Origin of the sequence: Sphingomonas sp. OK281, from assembly GCF_900115295.1 — a bacterium.
Classification (GTDB): domain Bacteria; phylum Pseudomonadota; class Alphaproteobacteria; order Sphingomonadales; family Sphingomonadaceae; genus Sphingomonas.
This window is the reverse complement of the sequence record NZ_FOVZ01000003.1, coordinates 81,140-100,250: the sequence shown is the minus strand read 5'-3', so window position 1 is coordinate 100,250 and position 19,111 is coordinate 81,140. Positions and strand designations below refer to the sequence as shown.

Below are 19,111 nucleotides of genomic sequence, written 5' to 3'. Positions count from 1 at the left end.
CTCCCCCGCCAGGGGGAGGTGGCGCGAAGCGACGGAGGGGGAGGCGGCGATACCATCGGCTCCGTGTCCGCCCCCTCCGTCAGGCAAGCGCCTGCCACCTCCCCCTGGCGGGGAAGGATCGTAAGTTCAGGCCTTGTCGAAGCTCGCGCCCCACTTGCGGACCGGACGGTCCTTCCAGAGCCCCCGATGATACGCATCCGACGCCAGCAGCGGCATGACCGAACCGGCTTCGGCAAACACCATCTGCTCGATGCCCGTGTTGACCTTGCCCCACGAAGCCGCCTCCTGCAGCGTCGACGACGAGCACGCACCGTCGCGGACGTCGGCGACGGTGATCTGCACCGCGTACTTGTGGACCTGGACGTCGTCGTGACCGAGGATTTCGGCGCAGACGACGGTGTCCTGAATGAAGTTCTTCGGCACGCCGCCGCCGATCATCAGCAGGCCCGTGGTGCCCGCCTTGATCTTGATCTCGGTGAGCTCGCGGAAGTCGGCGATCGCGTCGAGGACCATGTACGGCTTGCCCGCCTTCACCGCGTCGACCTGATGCTTGACCAGACCGAAGCCTGCCGACGAATCGACGAACGCCGGGCAGAAGATCGGCACGTCATGCTCGTAGGCGAGCTTGACGAGGCTGTTCTCCTTCTTGCCGTGCTCGACGAGATACTTGCCCATCTCGCGGATGAACTCGCGGCTCGAATAGGCGCGCGGCTCGAGCGTCTCGGCGATCTCGAAGATCGTGTGGTCGACGTGCTGGAGCTCCTCCTCGTCGATATAGGTGTCGTAGATCCGGTCGATCATCAGCGAGCGCAGCACGTCGTCGTGCGGCACTTCGAGCGCCTGGTAATGCTTGTGGCCGAGGCCCTCGAAGAAATCCATGTCGACGATCGTCGCGCCGGTCGCGACGATGCCGTCGATCATGTTGTTGCGCAGCAGCTCGGCATACAGGTCCATGCAGCCGCCGGCGCTCGTCGAGCCTGCGATCACGAGGAAGATCGTGCAGTCCTTGTCGGCCAGCATCTGGTTGTAGATGTCGGTCGCACGGCCGAGATCGCGGCTGGTGAACGACATCTTCTTCATCGCGTCGACGATCGGCCGCGCGTCGAAGCTGGTGATGTCGATATGCTCGACGGTGGTCGAGAGGAGTTCCGCCTTGCGCTGCGCGTCGATGCGGGTGTCTTCGGTCATGTCTAATTTCTCCTGATCCCCCCTCCCGCCTGCGGGAGGGGGCTAGGGGGTGGGCGCGCGCTCACCGCGAACGCGCCGGATGTGGAAAACGCGCGCCCACCCCTCGGTCCCCTCCCGCGAGCGGGAGGGGAAGACGAAGGGCGAACGATTACTTAGTGTTGGTTACAGCTTGACGACGTTCGACGCACGGTCCTCGAACCGCTCGCCATACAGCGAGACCATCGGCTCGTCGGCAACGATCACCGTCTCGTCCGATCCGAACCCGTTGAACGCGGTCCGCATCGCCGAGCCGTAGGCGCCGAGCATGCCGATCTCGATGTAATCGCCGGCCTTCGTATCCGCGGGCAGCATGAACGGGCCGACCATGTAATCCATGTCGTCGCACGTCGGACCATAGAAGCTGAACTCCATGTCCTTGGCACGGCTGTCCGGCTCGCGGAGCAGCTCGACCGGAAAACGCCAGCCGATATGCGCCGCATCGAACAGCGCGCCATATGCGCCGTCGTTGATGTACAGCTCGGTCCCGCGACGCTTCTCGACACGCACGATGATCGACGAATATTCCGCGCACAATGCCCGGCCCGGCTCGCACCACAGCTCGGACGAATAGCTGACCGGCAGCGATTCGAACGCACGGTGGATCGTCTCGAAGAAATGCTCGAGCGGCGGGGGCTCCATGCCGGGATACGAAGACGGGAAGCCGCCGCCGACGTCGATGACGTCGACCGTGACCGCCGCTTCGACGATCGCCGCACGGACGCGTTCCATCGCGTTCGAATACGCTTCGGGGGTCATCGCCTGCGAGCCAACGTGGAAGCAGATGCCGAGCGCGTCTGCTGCCTGGCGAGCCGCGAACAGCAGCTCCTTGGCTTCATGCGGGGCCGCACCGAACTTCGACGCGAGGCTCAGCTTCGAATGCTCCGACGACACGCGCAGGCGCACACAGAGCGTCAAATCGGCGGCGGCTTTCGTAGCGCGAACGACCTTGTCCAGCTCTTCCAGGCTGTCGAGGCTGAAGGTGCGGACGCCGTGCGTGAAATACGCCTCGGCGATCGCTTCCTCGGCCTTGACCGGGTGCATGAAGCAGAGCGTAGCCCCAGGCAGCGTCCGTGCGACCAGGCGCACTTCGGCGATCGACGCCACGTCGTAATGCGTGATGCCATTGTCCCACAGGATCTGCAGGAGTTCGGGAGACGGGTTCGCCTTCACCGCATACATCGAGCGGCCCGGGAACTTCTCGACGAAGAACCGAGCGGCGCGCGCAGCAGCGTGCGGACGAACGAGCGTGACCGGATTGACCGGACGCCCTTTAGCGATGTCGATGCCGCTCCCGATGTGGGAGGTGTCGGCGGTCGAATGGGCTTTCGCTAACCCCAGCGCGATATGATGCTTGACCAATTCAAGGGACCTCCAATGTCCTGAGACAAATTACAAAAACACTGCCTTGCGGTTGGAAGTCCCATGGGGCAGCGGAAGCGCGATCTAGGGTTACGCGCCCCCCATGTAAATAGCGTTTGGCGCGTAGGAGACGATGTGTGACGATTTTGCGACAACCGACGCGGGCAGGTGTGCGGGACGCCGCGGAGAAGATCGCGCGGATACTCCCGCCGACGCCGCTGTTTGTAAGCGAAATCAAAGGCGTACCGGTCGCTTTCAAGGCCGAATCGTTGCAACCAATCGGCGCATTCAAGATTCGCGGCGCGTGGCATCGGCTCACCGCATTGGACGAGGCGACACGACAAAAAGGTGTCGTCGCGTTCTCGTCGGGCAATCACGCGCAGGGTGTGGCCTGGGCGGCGAAACGCCTGGGCATCGCAGCGACGATCGTGATGCCGTCGGATGCGCCACGCCTGAAGCGCGAGTCGACCCTGGCTCTGGGTGCAGAGGTGGTGACCTACGACCGCGCCACCGAAAGCCGCGAGACCATCGCCGCAGGGCTGGCCGAAGCGCGGGGCGCGACACTGGTGCCGAGCTTCGACGACCCGTGGATCATCGAGGGGCAGGGGAGCACGGGGATCGAGGCTGCCGTACAGATGGCGGCGCTAGGCATGGGCGTGCCAAGCCGCGTCGTTATCCCCTGCGGCGGCGGTGGCCTGTCAGCAGGCATCGCGCTGGCGCTTAAGGACAGCGCGATCACCGTCGTCGAGCCCGAGGGCTGGGACGACATGCGCCGCTCGCTGGAGGCATCATGGATCGAACCCGTCGGCCCCAACCCGCCGCCCACCGCCTGCGACTCGCTCCAGACCTTGCGCGTGTCCCCGCTGACCTTCGACGTCCTGTCCCGCCGCGACGCGACCGGCGTCGCCGTCAGCGAGTCGGAGATCGCGGCTGCACAGCGCTGGGCGGCGGAGAAACTGCGCCTGGTGATCGAACCGGGCGGCGCAGTCGGGCTCGCCGCGGTCTTGTCTGGCAAGGTGAAGCTCGAACCCGGCCTGCTCGTCATCCTGTCCGGCGGCAACGTCGACCTAGCCGCTTATGCCAAGGCAATGGCCGCATGAACGCCGCGCTGACCTCGATCGCTTCAGCGGCGCCTGCGATAGCAATGCTGGGAATGTTCGCCTGCCTGTTCGGCGGCATCGCGCTCATCACGAAGAAGCGCGACAAGAAGAAGGGCATACTGATGCTGGTAATGGCCGCGGTCCTGCTAACCAACGTAGCCATCTGGACGCTATAACTCCCTCGCCCCTCCGGGGAGAGGGAAGGGGCCCGCCGCGCTTGCGGTGGGAAGGGAGAGGGGAGTTGGGGAGAGCCAGCATATCCCGACTCCCCCTCATCCGACGCTGCCGCGCCACCTTCTCCCCGAGGGGAGAAGGACAGGATCACCGGATCGGCGAGTTCGGGTCGAGCCGCATGTCGAGATACTTGTCCACGCTCCCCATCAGCTCGGGCATCTCATGCTCGAAGAAGTGGTTCGCCTTCGGGATCGTGTCGTGATGGATCGTGATGTGCTTCTGCGTCCGCAGCTTGTCCACCAGCTTCTGCGTCGCGCCCGGCGTCGCGACCTCGTCGGCCTCGCCCTGGATGATGATCCCGCTCGACGGGCAAGGCGCGAGGAACGTGAAGTCGTAGAGGTTCGCCGGCGGTGCGACCGAGATGAACCCGCGAATCTCCGGCCGGCGCATCAGCAGCTGCATGCCGATCCACGCACCGAAGCTCACGCCCGCGATCCAGGTCGTCTGCGCCTCGGGATGAAAGCTCTGTACCCAGTCGAGCGCGCTCGCCGCATCGCTCAGTTCGCCGACGCCGTTATCGAACACGCCCTGGCTCTTCCCCACGCCGCGGAAGTTGAACCGCAGCGTTGCGAAGCCGCGCCGCTGGAAGGTCTTGTACAGCTGCTGCACGATCGCGTTGTTCATCGTGCCACCGGCCGATGGATGCGGGTGCAGGATCATCGCGACGGGTGCGCGCGGACGCGGCCCCGGCGCAAAACGACCTTCGAGACGGCCTTCGGGACCGGGGAAAATGACTTCTGGCATGGGCACTCGCGAGCTGGGATACGCACTCGGGTGGAGTGCGGGGTGATCTGCATTATATAGGCGACACGCCCCTTTCCGCAATTGGAACCGACCCTGTCCCGCATCTACCTCGATCACGCCGCCACCACACCGATGCGCCCCGAGGCCGTGGCGGCAGTGATGGCAGGCATGGCGCGCTGGGCGAACCCGTCCTCGCCGCATGCCGAGGGCCGCGCGGCACGGGCTGCGCTGGAGGATGCGCGAAAGCGGATCGCGCAGGCACTGGACTGGCCGCATCACGTGATCCTGACGAGCGGCGCAAGCGAGTCCGCCGCGCTGGCCTTGCGCGGCCGGCCCGGCGTCGCTGTCGCCGCAGTCGAGCATGACGCGGTTCTTCGCGCGGCCGAACAGCCCATGATGCTGGACGTCGATTCAGGCGGTATCGTCGTGAACGGGGAGGGCGCCCAGGCGACCGCGCTGCAGTCCGCGAACAGCGAAACTGGCGTCCTCCAGGATCGACCTGCCGGGCTCTGGATAGCCGATTGCTCGCAGACCGCGGGCAAGCTTTCGCTCCCCGACGCCGACTTGATCATCGTTTCCGCGCACAAGCTCGGCGGCCCCCCCGGTATCGGTGCGCTGCTGGTCCGCGATCTCGGGATGCTCGACCCGACCGGCGGGCAGGAGCGCGGCTATCGTGGTGGTACCGAGAACCTGCCCGGTGCGCTGGGCTTCGCCGCCGCGCTCGAAGCGCCGCGCGACTGGTTCGTCGAGATGGCCCAGCTTCGCGCCGAACTCGACGAAGCGATCCTAGCAGTCGGCGGTGAAATCGTTGCGCCAAACTCCCCGCGCATCCCGACGATCGCCTCCTACCGCATGCCGGGAGCCAGCTCTGCGGCGCAGCTGATCCGCCTCGACATGGCCAATTTCGCCGTCTCCGCCGGCAGCGCGTGTTCGTCGGGCAGCATGCGCCCGAGCCACGTCCTGGCGGCGATGGGCTATTCCGCCGAGGCCGCCGCCGAAGTCGTCCGCGTCAGCTTCGGCTGGACCACGACACCCGACGACGTCGCGCAGTTCGCCGACGCCTGGACGCGCATCGCTCGCGACATAAGGCGAGCCGCATGACCTATCTCGACTACCAGGCGACCACCCCGCTCGCACCCGAAGCGCTTGCCGCGATGCTCCCCTGGCTCGAATCGCAGCACGCCAACCCGCACTCCCCGCACCGCGAGGGCCGCCGCGCCAAAGCCGCGGTCGAAGTCGCGCGCGACCAGGTGGCCGCGCTGCTTCCCCCCGGCGGTCGCGTCGCCTTCACCAGCGGCGCGACCGAGGCGCTCAACTGGGCGATCAAGGGCACGACCGGCCCGATCGTGACGCTCGCTACCGAACATGCCGCGGTACTCGACACGGCCGCAGCGGAAGGCACGAGGGGACGCCCCGTCACGATCCTCCCAGTCAACGTAGACGGCCTATTGTGGAGCGACATTAGACGTGCCGGTAGCCAGCCCGACTCTTCTCCCCTCCCTGAAAGGGAGGGGTCGGGGGTGGGTCGGCTTGCGTATGATCGAACGTCGGCGGCAAAAACTGGCCAACCCACCCCCAACCCCTCCCTCCCAGGGAGGGGGGAAGTTGAATGTCGACCCTCGCCAGTCGACCCCGACACACCCCGTGCCGCACTCCAACCCGGCACCGGCCTCGTCGCCGCGATGCTCGTCAACAACGAGATCGGCGTCACGCAACCGATCGCCGCGCTCGCCGAAATCGCCCATGCAGCCGGCGCGTTGATGCTCTGCGACGCGGTCCAAGGCTATGGTCGCGTGACCGTTCCCGACACCGTCGACCTGATCGCCATCTCCGCGCACAAGATCCACGGCCCCAAGGGCATCGGCGCGCTCTGGATCCGCGAAGGCGTCGACCTCGCCCCGCTGATGCATGGCGGCGGGCAGGAAGCCCCCGGCCGCTCCGGCACGCTCTCGCCCGCCCTTTGCGCAGGCTTCGGCATTGCCGCGCAACTCATGGCGGATCGCAAGGAGCATGATGCGGCGCATGTCGACCGCCTCTGGACGCTGGCGCTTGACCGTCTCGGCCCTGACTGGACGATCAACGGCGCCATCGACCCCCGCTATCACGGCAACCTCAACATCCGCCGCGAAGGCCTCGACGTGAACCGCCTGATGTCCGACCTGCGCGATATCGCGTTCTCCGCGGGGTCCGCCTGCGCCAGCGGATCGGGCCGTTCCAGCCACGTGCTCCGCGCGATTGGCCTCACCGAAGCGCAGGCGCGCTCCAGCATCCGCCTCGGCTTCGGCCGCTACACGGGCGAAACCGAACTCCGCGACGCGATCGATGCGATCGTCGCCGCAGCCAAGGCGCAATGGCCATGATCGTCCGCTTCATCGCGCGCGATGGCACGATCACCAGCGCCGCCGCGACCGTGGGCGACCGCCTGCTCGACGTCGCGCAGACGCATGATCAGCCGCTCGAAGGCACCTGCGAAGGCCAGCTGTCCTGCGCGACCTGCCATGTCATCGTCGACCCCGCCGATTTCGCGCGCCTCCCCCCGGCGAGCGCCGACGAGGAGGACATGCTCGATCTCGCGCATAACGCAACGCGGACCAGCCGGCTCGCCTGCCAGATCCACCTCACAGGGGCGCTCGATGGACTGACCGTGCGGATCCCCGGTTAGGTCAGCAAAACTTACAGGATGACAACGGCCGGTTCAGGGAACGTGCACGGCGCAAAGCCGATTATCCTTCCATCGCCCCAGTGTACGGGGCCTGAGAGGAGTATCCAACATGAAGATCATCGCCTTGTTCGCCGCCGGCGCGCTTGCCACCGGAACGCTGTTCGCCGCAGCCCCCGCCGATGCGCAGCGCTACGGCTGGGACGGCCCGCGTGGCGGCCCCGGCTGGCATGGTCCGCGTGGTGGCGATCGTGGCTGGCACGACGGACGCCGCTGGGACGGCCCCCGCCGCGGCTACCGCGGATACGACGACGGCTATCGGGGCGGCTATCGGGGCGGTTACGGGTATCGCGGCCCACGTGGATACGGCCGGTCGCGTGTCGTCTGCCGGATCGAACGTGGCTATTACGGCCCGGTTCGCCGGTGTTTCCACCGCTGATACGGAACCGTAACGACCGAAGTTGGTTTGTTAACATAGGTTGCAGGGTCTTTAGGGCCCGCCCCAGCAGGAGAATATCATGAAGTTGTTCACGCTCGCCGCCGCCGGTCTTGTCGCGCTGACCGGGCTTGCCCCCGTCGGCATCGCCGCCGAGGCATCGGCCCAGCGCACGGTCGTCCATGAGCGCACCGTCGTCCGCCACACCGATCGCCGTCCCGGCTACCGTCGCCACGTCGTCCGCACGCGTCAGGTCTGCCGCAACGTGTACCGCAACCATCACCGCCAGCGCGTCTGCCGCACGGTCCGCTACAACCGCTAAATCAGGGCCGCTAAGTCAGGGCGCTCGTATTAAAGCGGCTTGATCATCCCGCCCGACCCCGCCATATGCGCCGCGGGAGTCGGGCGGACGTGGTCGTCGCCAACTTGGTCAGATCCGGAAGGAAGCAGCCACAACGACCCAGCCACGGGTCGTCCCGGCTCCCACCGCGAATGCCAGAAGACTGGCATGAGCGCGGCCAGCGGCGCAAAGCGCCGTCTGACGATGCGGCTCAGCCGCAGCGCACTTCCAACCTTCTCCTGATCTCGTAGCCCGCAAAACATATTACGGCCCTACGCGTTCCCGAAACGTTCCGAATCATTGTCCTACGGCGCAACGCTGTGCCAAGATCGGCGCATGCCCCGCACGCCTCCCATAAACAGCCCCGCGCCAATCCTCCGTTACCCATCCGGCGAGCGAAGTGCAGACCCTTCCCAGCGTCTGCACTTCCTGCACTTCACTCCCCTTCGACAGCGCGCGCAGCACCCGCTATGACGGCCGCAATGTCAGATTCCTTCGACCTTGGCGAACCCCCGCAGCCGGCCAAAGCACCGGACGCCCCCGCCTACCGCGTACTCGCGCGCAAATACCGTCCGCAGACCTTTTCCGAGCTGATCGGGCAGGACGCGATGGTCCAGACGCTCGGCAACGCGATCAAGCGCGACCGGCTCGCGCACGCCTTCCTGATGACCGGCGTCCGCGGCGTGGGCAAGACCTCGACCGCGCGCCTCATCGCCAAGGCCCTCAACTGCATCGGCCCCGACGGCGACGGTGGCCCGACGATCGACCCCTGCGGCGTCTGCGAACCCTGCCGCGCGATCGCCGAGGGCCGCCATATCGACGTGATCGAGATGGACGCCGCCAGCCATACCGGTGTCGACGACGTCCGCGAGATCATCGACGCGTCACGCTATTCGGCGGTCACCGCGCGCTTCAAGATCTACATCATCGACGAAGTCCACATGCTGTCGAAGAACGCGTTCAACGCGCTGCTGAAGACGCTGGAGGAACCGCCACCCCATGTGAAATTCCTGTTCGCGACCACCGAAGTGAACAAGGTCCCGGTGACGGTCCTCTCGCGCTGCCAGCGATTCGACCTGCGCCGCATCTCCGCCGAACAGCTCGCCAAGCACTTCGCCTGGGTGTCGACCGAAGAGGGCGTCACCGCCGATCCCGAGGCGCTGATGCTGATCGCCCGCGCCGCGGAAGGCTCGGCGCGCGACGGCCTGTCGATCCTCGACCAGGCGATCGCGCACGCCGGGCTCGAAGGCGGCGGCGTGACGGCCGATGCGGTCCGCCAGATGCTCGGCCTGTCGGACCGCGGTGCGGTGCGTGACCTGCTGACGCTGATCCTCGCCGGCGACGGGGCAGGGGCGCTCGCCTCCATGCGCCGGCAATATGATTACGGCGTCGACCCGCTGTCGGTGCTCCGCTCGCTGCTCGAAACCATCCACGGCATCACGCTGACGAAGGTCGGCACGCCGGCGGACGCCGCGCAGCCGATGGAGGAGCGTGCGGCACGCGAGGAATGGGCGGCATCGCTGGGCTATCCCGCGTTGCACCGCCTGTGGCAGCTGTTCCTCAAGGGCCATGACGAGGTCGCGAAGGCCGCGCTGCCAATTGAGGCCGCGGAAATGGCGCTGCTGCGGGCGATCTACGCCTCGACGCTGCCCGACCCCGGCGAGCTTGCCCGCCAGATCGCCAGCGGTGCGACCCCTGCGGCTGCACCAACGGCGCCGCCGCCACCTACACCCCCGTCCGGCGAAGCGCCGCCCTGGAACGCTGGATCCGCTGCGAAGGCGCCCGAACCCGTCGCGACCGGCCCGATCCTGCCGCCGACGTTCGAAGCGCTGGTCGATCTGCTCGATGAATCAGGTGGCCTCGCGATCGCCGCGCGTCTTCGTCACGGCGCACGCGTCGTCAGTTATTCGCCGCCAGAATTCGTCCTCAGCGGCAGCCGTCCGGTCTCGGCCGACACGCTCGCCGAGCTCAACACGCTGCTGAAGAGCGTGACGCGGACCGCGTGGAAAGTGTCGATCGTCGACGCTCCCGGTGAGCCGACGCTGCGCGAGGCGCAGGACGCTGCCGACGCCGCGGTGCGCCAAGCTATTCTCGAATCCCCCATCATGAAGGCCGCGGTGGCAGCGTTTCCCGACGCCCAGCTCGAATCGTGGCCCGGCCAAAGGAGCAACGCATGAAGAATATCGATGAAATCCTCGCCATGGCGCAGAACGTCCAGAACGAGATGGAAAAGGCCCAGGCCAATCTCGACACGATCGAGGTCGAGGGCGCATCCGGCGGCGGTCTGGTCAAGGTGAAGGCGTCCGCCAAGGGCCGTATCATCAACATCGCGATCGACGATTCGCTGATGCAGGTGAGCGAGAAGCAGATGCTCGAGGACCTCCTCACGGCCGCCTTCAACGACGCGCGGGCGAAGGCCGACGCGGTATCGGGCAGCGAGATGTCGAAGATGACCAGCGGCCTGCAGCTGCCACCGGGCTTCAAGCTGCCGTTCTGAACCAGATCGGGTTCGTTTCGGCACGGGAACAATCGTTCTTCGGTCGGCGTTGCGCTCTTCAGTAATCAGGGAGAGTCAAAATGGCCGAAGAGCGCATCGTCGAAACGCCGACCACCCACACCACGATCATCGAACGCCGCGGCGGCGGTAGCGGCATGCTGATCGGCATCGTCCTGCTGATCGCGGTCCTGATCGGCGGCTATTACCTGTTCAGCCGCCAGGGCGCACAGAACAGCAAGGACGCCGCGATTACATCAGCGGCGAAGAGCGTCGGCAGTGCAGCCGACAAGGCTGGCGACGCGGTCGAGAAGTCCACGCAGTAAACCAGCGTGTGTCCCCGCGAAGGCGGGGACACACGCTGGGCTCCCGCCTCGGCGGGAGAACATAGGGCCTTGGAGCAAGAGCAGAGATTTGGCACCACCCCGGCGAAGGCCGGGGCCCAGTTGGGGAACGGTGATAACTCGACGTGGCGGTCGTCACGAGCACCTTTCCAACTGGCCCCCGGCCTTCGCCGGGGTGGCGACTTTAGCTGGCGGTCTTGTTGGCCCTCACCGCAGACAGCTATCCAACCCATCGTTCCGCACCACCGAAACCCGTCGCGACAACGTATTCCCATGCTTCCGCACAAACCCATGAGGATCGATCGCAGCCCGCTTCTTCGGCAACGGCAAAACAGCGGCAATCCGCCCCGCCTCCATCGGCGACAGCCGCGAAGCATCGTGGTTGAAGTACCGAATAGCCCCCGCGTTCGCGCCGTACGTCCCGATCCCCGTCTCGGCGATGTTGAGATACACTTCCATGATCCGCCGCTTCCCCCACAGCGTCTCGATCAGCACGGTGAAATACGCCTCGAACGCCTTCCGCACATAGCCGCCGCCCTGAAACAGGAACGCGTTTTTCGCGGTCTGCTGGCTGATCGTCGAGCCGCCGCGGATCCGCCCGCCCTGCGCATTACGCGCCGCCGCCCCCGCCATCGCCTTGAAATCGAAGCCATGATGCGAACAGAATCGCGAATCCTCCCCGGCGATCGCCGCGCGCGCCATGTCCGGGTCCATCTCCGACAGCGGCATCCAGTCCTTCGTGACGCCGTGGCCGTTGATGACGTCGCCCATCATCGTCCAGGTGAACGGCACCGGCACGAAGCGGTAGATGCCGACCCACGCGACCGTGATCAGGACGAAGGCGAAGACGATCTTGGCGGCAATGCGGATAAGGCCCATCGCCGCTCCTTATGCGATCGTCGCGGCCTCGCCAATGACCGCGCGGGCTGCGGTCACGCCGGTTTCGTACGCGCCGTGCGCGGTGGAGAAGTCGAACGCGTGGCACGCTTCGCCCGCGAAGTGGATACGGCCGTCGACGGACGCTGCGAGGACAGCGCGTTGTCCGGCCCGCCCGATCCGCGCGTGGCTGTAGCTGCCGCCGATATAAGGCTCGTGCCGCCAACGGGTTGCGGCCAGCGGCGTGAAGCGCTTGCGCCAGTCGCTGCCGAGCAGGCCGACGAGTTCGTCGATCGCGAACTGTGCCGCATCGCCGTCCTCCAGCATCTCCGCGCAGTCGCCGCCGAAGAAGCTTTCGACGATCGGCCAGCCGAACGGCGACAGGCGGTGGCTGGCGGTGCAGGCGCTGTACGGGTTGCCGATCAGGTGCGCGTTGGTCGGCCATTCGGGACGGTCGACGTGGAGGAACACCTTGTCCGCAAGCCCGAGCGGGAGGTCGGCGGCGGCGGCATGCTTGTTGGAGAGCGGTGGGTCGAAGACGATCTGGGACTTGGCGAGAACGGTGGTGGGGACGCAGACGATGACGTGGTCCGCCTCGATCGTGCCGGCGGGGGTGTCGAGCTTGAGGCGGCGGCCGCTATGATCGATGCGCGTTACCGGGGTCGATAGGCGGATGTTCAGACCGGCAGCGTGGCTGGCGACGAGCGTGCCGTAGCCTTCCTTGACCGTCCAGTTGTCGTCGGTCGCGGCTTCTTCGTAGGCCGCCCAGTCGTGGAGCGAGACTTGCGTGAGGTTCGCGCCGTTGGCGTAGCCGGAGATCGCGTCGATCTTCGGGCGCCATGTGTCGTTGGGAGCGATGAAGTCGGAGAGGGGGCGGTCGGGGCCTTCGATGGCGTCGAGGGCTCGCTCGTTCCAGGCTAGGTAGGCGTCGGCGGATGCAGCCTGGTCGTCGGGCGGGAAGCCGAGGTCGCACCATTGTGTCCGCCAGGTTGCGTCCGAGCGGTCGACGGTGAAGCCGGACGCCTTAGCAATCTCGGTCCAAGGATTGCGCTGGGCCGAGTGTAGCCAGCCGCAACCTGCGTCGACATGTCCCCCCGCGAAGGCGGGGGTCCAGTCTGGGCCCCCGCCTTCGCGGGGGAACAAGGAGGAGAGGGGGAGACTGTGGGCCCGGCCACCTAGACGGTCGCTGGCCTCGATCAGCAGAACTTCATGTCCCGCATCATGCAGCGTTCTTGCCGCAGCAATACCGGCCGCACCGCCGCCGATGACGACGGTGCATCCCACTTTACGCTGCCAGCAGGCGCTTCTCGCCAGCGATCCGCATCATCGCCTTTTGCAGCTTCTCGAACGCGCGCACCTCGATCTGCCGCACGCGCTCACGCGACACGCCGTAGACCTGCGACAATTCCTCGAGCGTCTTGGGATCATCCGTCAGGCGACGCTCGGTCAGGATATGCTGCTCACGCTCGTTAAGGTCGTCCATCGCCGACACCAGCATCGAATGGCGAACGTCCGCCTCCTGCGCATCGGCGACGATCTTGTCCTGCAGCGGCGCGTCGTCCTGCAGCCAATCCTGCCACTGGCCCTCGCCATCCTCGCGCATCGGCACGTTGAGCGACGTATCGCCGCCCATCGCCATGCGGCGGTTCATGCTGACGACGTCGGTCTCGGCAACGCCTAGGTCGGTCGCGATCTTGGTGACATGCTCGGGGCGCAGATCGCCATCCTCGAACGCATCGAGGCGGCTCTTCATCCGGCGCAAGTTGAAGAACAGCTTCTTCTGCGCGGCGGTGGTGCCCATCTTCACGAGGCTCCACGACCGCAGGATGTATTCCTGGATCGAGGCGCGGATCCACCACATCGCATAGGTCGCAAGACGGAAACCACGCTCAGGCTCGAACTTCTTCACGCCCTGCATGAGGCCGATATTGCCCTCGGAGATCAGCTCCGACGTCGGCAAACCATAACCACGATAGCCCATCGCAATCTTCGCCACGAGGCGAAGATGCGAGGTAACCAGCTGCGCCGCAGCTTCGGTATCACCATGCTCCTGAAAGCGCTTGGCGAGCATATATTCCTGCTCGGGTTTCAGCAGCGGGAATTTCTTGATCTCGGCGAGATAGCGATTGAGACCCGCCTCGCTGCCGAGCGCAGGAATCGTCGCTGGAACGTTGGAGCGGGCTGCCATTGTCGTAATCCCTTTCTGCTGACCCCGGGTGCCGCACCGCGGCCCCCGATTGCCGCGTTGCGGCATAGTGTCGATTATCTATACGTGAAGCTGGGTGAACAGTTCCTGCATGTCTGCGGGCATTTCGCTTTCGAACGCCAAAGCGATGCTTTTCACCGGATGGATGAACCCCAGATGCGCCGCGTGCAAGGCCTGCCGACGGAAAGCGAGCGTTTCGAGCAGCGACTTCTGAACTTGCTTTGTTCTACCATAGACCGGGTCGCCGAGCAATGCGTGGCCAATCGACGCCATGTGCACGCGCACCTGATGCGTGCGGCCCGTTTCGAGCCGGCATTCGATCAGCGCCGCATCGCGTAACGTCGTTATCGTCGAGAAATGCGTCACCGCGCGTTTGCCGCCGTCGACGATCGCGATCTTCTTCCGGTTCTGCGGACTCCGCGCGAGCGGTGCGTTGACGGTCCCGCTCGGCGGGCACGGGATGCCGCCGACGATCGCCTTGTAACGGCGGTCGATACTGTGGTCGTGGAACTGCTTCGCCAAGCCCTCGTGTGCGCGATCGGTCTTGGCGGCGATCATCAGCCCCGACGTGTCCTTGTCGATGCGGTGGACGATGCCCGGTCGTGCGACGCCGCCGATGCCCGACAGGTTGCCGGCGCAGTGATGTAGCAGCGCGTTGACCAGCGTCCCGTCGAAGTTCCCCGCGGCAGGGTGGACGACGAGCCCCGCGGGCTTGTCGATCACGATCAGGTCGTCGTCCTCGTAAGCGACGACCAGTGGGATATCCTGCGCCTCGTTGTGCAGCGGCGTCGGCGGCGGGATCGCGACCGCGAACACCTGACCCGCCGCGGCCTTCTTAGCCGAATCGCGCCATTCACGGCCGTTGAGCGTCACCTGACCCGCCGCGATCAGCGCCTTCAACCGCTCGCGCGACATGTCCGACAGCACTTCGGCGAGCGCACGATCCAGCCTCCAGCCATCCGTGGCCGGCGTGATCGATGCTTCGACGATGGAAACCCCCCGGTCCATGTCCTACTGATGTGGCGATGAGCGTGACGATTTCAAGCGGATTGCTGCGGCTGCTGGTCGCACAGGCGGCTGCGTCGCCGAATGCGGAGGTCTGCGGGCTACTGTTCGGGGCGGCGGGCCTGATCGAGTCGGCGGAGGCGTGCGCGAACGTGGCGGCTAACCCGGCGCAGGCTTTCGAGATCGATCCGGCTGCGTTGTTCACGGCGTATCGGCGGGTTCGGGGTGGAGGGCTGGCGGTGATTGGGCATTACCACTCGCATCCCTCCGGTGTGCCGGTTCCGTCCCCACGGGATGCGGCGCAGGCGATGGGGGATGGGGCGGTTTGGATGATCCTTGGCGGCGGGGAGGCGCGGGCGTGGCGATCGGTCGAGGTGGGCGCTTTCGTCGAGCAGGCAATCGAAGTCATTGAGTAGCGACGCCGACCTTCCCCCCTTCCTTTCAGGGAGGAGGAAGAAGGTACCGCGCCCTGCGCCGCGCGGTGCCTGCTAAGTTGGCATTGCGCAGCAGCCGCCCGCCCGCCACAAGACCTTCCAGAATTAGGGGATTTTCATGACGGTCAGCCCGGTCGATTTCGCGAGCCTGCTCTGTTCGCGCCTGTGTCACGACCTGCTGTCGCCGGTGGGCGCGCTCAACAACGGGCTCGAACTGCTCGCCGACGAGACCGACCCGGCGATGCGCGCACGCGTCATGGAACTGCTGGCGGACAGCGCACGTGCGTCGGCGAGCAAGCTGAAGTTCTTTCGTCTGGCGTTCGGGGCTGCGGGCGGGTTCGGCGAACTGGTCGACACGCACGAAGCGCGGAACGCGATCGAGGGGCTGGTCGCGGAAAACAAGCGGATCACTTTCGTCTGGGCGGTCGAGACGCCGGCCATGTCCAAGTCGGCGGTCAAGGTGCTGCTCAACCTCGTTCTCGTCGCGACCGAGTCGCTCGTCCGCGGCGGCACGATGGAGGTCGGCGGCGAGGACAATGATGGTCAGCTTGAGATCGTCGTGAAGATCGAGGGCGCCCGGATCGTACTCGATCCCGAAATCCGACGGACGCTGGTCGAGGGCGAGGGCGCGCACACCGTCACGCCCCGCGCCGCGGCGGCGTACATGATCAATACGGTTGTCGCGGAAGCGGGCGGCACGGTGATCGTGTCCGAGCCGGCGGAGGGCATCATGATCTTCGGTGCCGTCTTCAGCGCGCGGTAAGTGTTCCGCGATTCTCGCCACTTTGTGGAAGATCATCGAGCGTGCGGCCCCCACCGGAACTAACGCGCCCTTAACCTCCGTCCTGCATGACAGCCCTCGAACGCGGGGCCCGCATGGACGATCTGTTACAGGAATTCATTGCCGAGACGCGCGAAACGCTGGAGGCGATTGCCGGCGAGATCGTCGCGTGGGAAGCCGCGCCGGGCGATAGCGCGCGTCTCGATGCGATCTTCCGCTTCGTCCACACCGTCAAGGGAAGCTGCGGCTTCCTCGACCTGCCCCGATTGGCACGCCTGAGCCACGCCGCAGAGGACGTCCTTGCCGCAGTCCGCGATGGCAAGCGCATACCCGATACCGCGCTCGTCAACGCGGTCTTGGGAATCGTCGATCGGATCGCCGCGATCGTCGAGGCGATCGATGCGGGCGCATCGCTCGACAATTCCGACGAGGACCTTCTGATTGCGGCGCTGGCACCCGACGCGCGGCCCCGTGCGCAGGTTTCCACCCCACCGCAGAACCGCGCCGCAAGCCGCAGCGTCCGTCTCAACGTCGATCTGCTCGATCACATGATGAGCGGCATGTCGGAGATGGTGTTAGCCCGGAACGAACTCGCCCGTCGGCTGCGCGACAGCGACGTCGATCCGAAGGTCGAGGCTGCGCTCGAACGCCTGTCGCTGACCGTCGCGGATATGCGCGACACGGTTACGCGCACGCGAATGCAGAAGGTCGATGCCTTGTTCTCGGCGTTGCCGCGGATGGTGCGCGATACGAGCGCCGAACTCGCCAAGAGCGTTGATTTGGTTATCGAAGGCGCTGACGTCGAACTCGATCGCGAGATGATCGAGCTGATGCGCGATCCGCTCGGCCATATGATCCGCAACGCGATCGATCACGGCATCGAGGCCCCGGCCGAACGCCGCGCGGCGGGCAAGCCTTTGACGGGCCGCCTGATCGTGTCGGCGCGGCAGTCAGGGAACCAGATCCTCATTGAGATCGCCGATGACGGCAAGGGTATCGACGTCGCCCGGATCGTAGCCAAGGCGGTCGAACGGCGCCTGCTGGGTGCCGCCGAACTTGCTGTGATGAGCGAGGCGGACAAGCTCGATCTCATCTTCGCTCCGGGCTTGTCGAGCCGCGACACGGTTACCGCCACGTCGGGACGCGGCGTGGGCATGGACGTCGTGCGGGCCAATATCGAACAGATCGGCGGGCGCGTTGTGCTGAGCAACGATCCCGGCCGGGGCTTGCGGATCGTCATCCATGTGCCGCTGACCCTGTCGATCCTGTCGACGATCATCGTCGGCGTCGGCTCGCAACGGTTCGCGTTGCCACGCCAGGCGATCGAAGAGATCGTGATGGTCCGCGGCGATGCCGTGCGGATCGATACGATCGGCGACGCGGCCACCGTCACGGTGCGCGGCAGGCGGATGCCGCTGGTATCGCTGGGCGAGCTCTTCAATCTGAATGGCGCCCCACCGCCGACGCTGGTGATCGTCTCGACGCGCGAGGGCGACTACGCGCTCGGTGTTGATACCGTGCTCGACACCGAGGAACTGGTGGTCAAGCCGGCATCGCCCGCGGTGATGGCGACCGGGGTCTATGCCGGCAAGACGCTGCCGGACAACGGGCTGCCGATGCTGTTGCTGGACGCCTCGGGCATCGCCGCGGTTGCAGGGCTGCGCTTTACGCCGGTCGTCGCGGCGGCAGCGGCGGTCGAACAGGTCGTGCCGGGCGTACCGGCGCTGCTGTTCGACGATCTCGACGGTCAGCGCCGCGCGATCGCACTTGCCGTGATCGACCGGGTCGAGCCGGTGCCGACCGATGCGATCCGCTGGTCGGGCGGGGCGATGCGGCTGTCGATCGGCGATACGATCATCCCGCTTCATGCGGTCGCCGATCTTGGTACGCGGGCCGAAGTCGCAGTGCTGCGGCTGACCGACGGCGAGAGCGAGATGGCCTATGCCATTGCGGAGGCGATCGAAATCGTTGCGCTCCCGGTAGAAATGGCGCCCGCACGCGGCACGGGACCGATCGCTGGCGTGGTCTCGATCGGCGGAGAGCAAATCGAACTGGTCGATCCGCATGCACTGTTTGCGGGGCAGCCGGTGACGCTCGCATCGCTGCCGATCTGCCTGTTGCAGGTCGATGGATCGGGCTGGATGGAAACATTCCTGAAGCCTGCGCTCGAGGCGTCGGGCTATCGCTGCGTCACTGCGCTGGCGGCTGGCGAGTCCGCGGTGGTGGCGCTCGCGATGGAGGATACCCCGATCCGCGAAACCCGCGCGCCGGTGGTAACGCTGCGGCGGATGCCGACCGCGGAGCGCGACGACGATCCCAGTATCTACAGGTACGATCGGCCGGCGTTGATCGCCGCGCTCGCCGCACGGAGGGGAATGTGAGCGAATTGTTCCTGGTGGCGCATATCGCCGGTCGGGGTGTCGCGATCGTCGCCGCGCAGGTCGACTCGGTGGTGGACATCGGCGAGATCGTTGCTGTCCCACGCGCGGACGCCTTCGTCCGGGGCCTGGCGGCGTTGCGCAGCCGGGTCGTGACGGTGATCGACACCGGCACCGCGCTCGGGCTGGACCCGACTCCCGACAGTGTTCGGCGCGCCGTCATCACCGGCGTCGAAGGGCATCATTACGCGATTCTGGTCGATTCGGTCGAGGATGTCGCCCCGTTCGTGCGGCTACCGCTGTCGTCCGGACTGGCGCTGCATGGTGGCTGGGCATCGGCGGGGGTCGGTATCGTCGAACGGGAGGGAGAACCGCTGCTGATCCTTGATCTCGCGGCGATCATTTCCGATACCGCCCTGGCCGCCTGAAATATCTCTCGCTTAACCCGGCGCTTACGCTTTCCCGCGTAGACCGGATCCACGATTTCCCCGGAA

General features: G+C 66.2%; 21 protein-coding genes and 1 other RNA gene. 15 read left to right on the top strand and 7 right to left on the bottom strand.

Annotation, left to right across the window (positions count from 1 at the left end; all coding sequences use genetic code 11):
* Positions 1 to 126: 126 nt before the first annotated feature.
* Together BM244_RS11980 and BM244_RS11975 are read right to left on the bottom strand one after the other, a co-directional pair.
* Positions 127 to 1,188 carry a 1,9-bis(guanidino)-5-aza-nonane synthase gene (locus BM244_RS11980; RefSeq protein WP_056048328.1) on the bottom strand — a complete coding sequence of 354 codons (1,062 nt, stop codon included), beginning with the start codon at positions 1,186 to 1,188 and terminating at the stop codon, positions 127 to 129.
* Positions 1,189 to 1,350: 162 nt separating this feature from the next.
* Positions 1,351 to 2,586: a type III PLP-dependent enzyme gene (locus BM244_RS11975; protein ID WP_093399191.1), complete on the bottom strand. Its 1,236-nt coding sequence runs from the start codon at positions 2,584 to 2,586 to the stop codon at positions 1,351 to 1,353.
* A 137-nt stretch (positions 2,587 to 2,723) separates the two neighbouring features.
* On the opposite strand from BM244_RS11975, the gene BM244_RS11970 reads away from it, so the two are divergent.
* Entirely contained in the window at positions 2,724 to 3,686 is a 963-nt protein-coding gene (locus tag BM244_RS11970; protein ID WP_175518190.1) for a threonine ammonia-lyase, read from the top strand.
* Complete coding sequence (locus BM244_RS11965; RefSeq protein ID WP_093399189.1) at positions 3,683 to 3,862, top strand: hypothetical protein; 180 nt, start codon at positions 3,683 to 3,685, stop codon at positions 3,860 to 3,862. The genes BM244_RS11970 and BM244_RS11965 overlap by 4 nt, the downstream gene beginning before the upstream one ends.
* 145 nt (positions 3,863 to 4,007) lie before the next feature.
* Here BM244_RS11965 and BM244_RS11960 read toward each other — a convergent pair whose 3' ends face one another.
* The gene (locus tag BM244_RS11960; RefSeq protein ID WP_056048342.1) at positions 4,008 to 4,664 is read right to left on the bottom strand and encodes an alpha/beta hydrolase; all 657 of its coding nucleotides are present in this window, start codon (positions 4,662 to 4,664) and stop codon (positions 4,008 to 4,010) included.
* An 81-nt stretch (positions 4,665 to 4,745) separates the two neighbouring features.
* Between BM244_RS11960 and BM244_RS11955 the strand changes: the two genes are divergently transcribed.
* The 9 genes from BM244_RS11955 to BM244_RS11910 all read left to right on the top strand — a co-directional run bounded on the left by BM244_RS11955 (position 4,746) and on the right by BM244_RS11910 (position 10,919).
* Complete coding sequence (locus tag BM244_RS11955) at positions 4,746 to 5,765, top strand: cysteine desulfurase family protein (protein WP_302847267.1); 1,020 nt, start codon at positions 4,746 to 4,748, stop codon at positions 5,763 to 5,765.
* A complete protein-coding gene (locus BM244_RS11945) occupies positions 5,762 to 7,024 on the top strand; it encodes a cysteine desulfurase family protein (protein WP_254784418.1) in 1,263 nt (420 codons plus the stop codon). The genes BM244_RS11955 and BM244_RS11945 overlap by 4 nt, the downstream gene beginning before the upstream one ends.
* Positions 7,021 to 7,326, top strand: a complete 306-nt coding sequence (locus BM244_RS11940; RefSeq protein ID WP_093399543.1) for a 2Fe-2S iron-sulfur cluster-binding protein — start codon at positions 7,021 to 7,023, stop codon at positions 7,324 to 7,326. Before BM244_RS11945 ends, BM244_RS11940 begins: the two co-directional genes overlap by 4 nt.
* Before the next feature lie 109 nt (positions 7,327 to 7,435).
* Entirely contained in the window at positions 7,436 to 7,762 is a 327-nt protein-coding gene (locus BM244_RS11935; RefSeq protein ID WP_093399188.1) for a hypothetical protein, read from the top strand.
* Between the two features lie 79 nt (positions 7,763 to 7,841).
* A complete protein-coding gene (locus BM244_RS11930; RefSeq protein ID WP_093399187.1) occupies positions 7,842 to 8,081 on the top strand; it encodes a hypothetical protein in 240 nt (79 codons plus the stop codon).
* A 72-nt stretch (positions 8,082 to 8,153) separates the two neighbouring features.
* Positions 8,154 to 8,249, top strand: an RNA gene (gene ffs / locus BM244_RS11925) — signal recognition particle sRNA small type.
* Positions 8,250 to 8,581: 332 nt separating this feature from the next.
* Complete coding sequence (locus tag BM244_RS11920) at positions 8,582 to 10,276, top strand: DNA polymerase III subunit gamma/tau (protein WP_093399541.1); 1,695 nt, start codon at positions 8,582 to 8,584, stop codon at positions 10,274 to 10,276.
* Complete coding sequence (locus BM244_RS11915) at positions 10,273 to 10,596, top strand: YbaB/EbfC family nucleoid-associated protein (protein WP_093399186.1); 324 nt, start codon at positions 10,273 to 10,275, stop codon at positions 10,594 to 10,596. The genes BM244_RS11920 and BM244_RS11915 overlap by 4 nt, the downstream gene beginning before the upstream one ends.
* Before the next feature lie 80 nt (positions 10,597 to 10,676).
* Positions 10,677 to 10,919, top strand: coding sequence for a hypothetical protein (locus tag BM244_RS11910; RefSeq protein WP_056048365.1), 243 nt, complete (start codon positions 10,677 to 10,679; stop codon positions 10,917 to 10,919).
* 225 nt (positions 10,920 to 11,144) lie between these two features.
* On the opposite strand, the gene mtgA is transcribed toward BM244_RS11910, so the two are convergent.
* From mtgA to BM244_RS11890, 4 genes are all read right to left on the bottom strand, one after another.
* The gene (mtgA, locus tag BM244_RS11905; RefSeq protein WP_093399185.1) at positions 11,145 to 11,816 is read right to left on the bottom strand and encodes a monofunctional biosynthetic peptidoglycan transglycosylase; all 672 of its coding nucleotides are present in this window, start codon (positions 11,814 to 11,816) and stop codon (positions 11,145 to 11,147) included.
* A 9-nt stretch (positions 11,817 to 11,825) separates the two neighbouring features.
* On the bottom strand, positions 11,826 to 13,097 hold the full coding sequence (locus BM244_RS11900) for a flavin monoamine oxidase family protein (RefSeq protein ID WP_093399184.1): 1,272 nt from the start codon (positions 13,095 to 13,097) through the stop codon (positions 11,826 to 11,828).
* A 1-nt stretch (position 13,098) separates the two neighbouring features.
* Positions 13,099 to 14,001: an RNA polymerase sigma factor RpoH gene (gene rpoH / locus BM244_RS11895; protein ID WP_056048373.1), complete on the bottom strand. Its 903-nt coding sequence runs from the start codon at positions 13,999 to 14,001 to the stop codon at positions 13,099 to 13,101.
* 78 nt (positions 14,002 to 14,079) lie between these two features.
* Positions 14,080 to 15,027, bottom strand: a complete 948-nt coding sequence (locus tag BM244_RS11890) for an RluA family pseudouridine synthase (protein WP_093399183.1) — start codon at positions 15,025 to 15,027, stop codon at positions 14,080 to 14,082.
* Between the two features lie 17 nt (positions 15,028 to 15,044).
* On the opposite strand from BM244_RS11890, the gene BM244_RS11885 reads away from it, so the two are divergent.
* The 4 genes from BM244_RS11885 to BM244_RS11870 all read left to right on the top strand — a co-directional run bounded on the left by BM244_RS11885 (position 15,045) and on the right by BM244_RS11870 (position 19,045).
* Positions 15,045 to 15,440, top strand: coding sequence for a M67 family metallopeptidase (locus tag BM244_RS11885; protein ID WP_093399540.1), 396 nt, complete (start codon positions 15,045 to 15,047; stop codon positions 15,438 to 15,440).
* 136 nt (positions 15,441 to 15,576) lie between these two features.
* Positions 15,577 to 16,221 carry a histidine phosphotransferase family protein gene (locus BM244_RS11880; RefSeq protein ID WP_093399182.1) on the top strand — a complete coding sequence of 215 codons (645 nt, stop codon included), beginning with the start codon at positions 15,577 to 15,579 and terminating at the stop codon, positions 16,219 to 16,221.
* A gap of 113 nt (positions 16,222 to 16,334) precedes the next feature.
* On the top strand, positions 16,335 to 18,620 hold the full coding sequence (locus BM244_RS11875) for a chemotaxis protein CheA (RefSeq protein WP_093399181.1): 2,286 nt from the start codon (positions 16,335 to 16,337) through the stop codon (positions 18,618 to 18,620).
* Positions 18,617 to 19,045 (top strand): chemotaxis protein CheW, encoded by a 429-nt coding sequence (locus BM244_RS11870; RefSeq protein WP_093399180.1) that lies wholly within the window; start codon positions 18,617 to 18,619, stop codon positions 19,043 to 19,045. Before BM244_RS11875 ends, BM244_RS11870 begins: the two co-directional genes overlap by 4 nt.
* Positions 19,046 to 19,111: the final 66 nt, after the last annotated feature.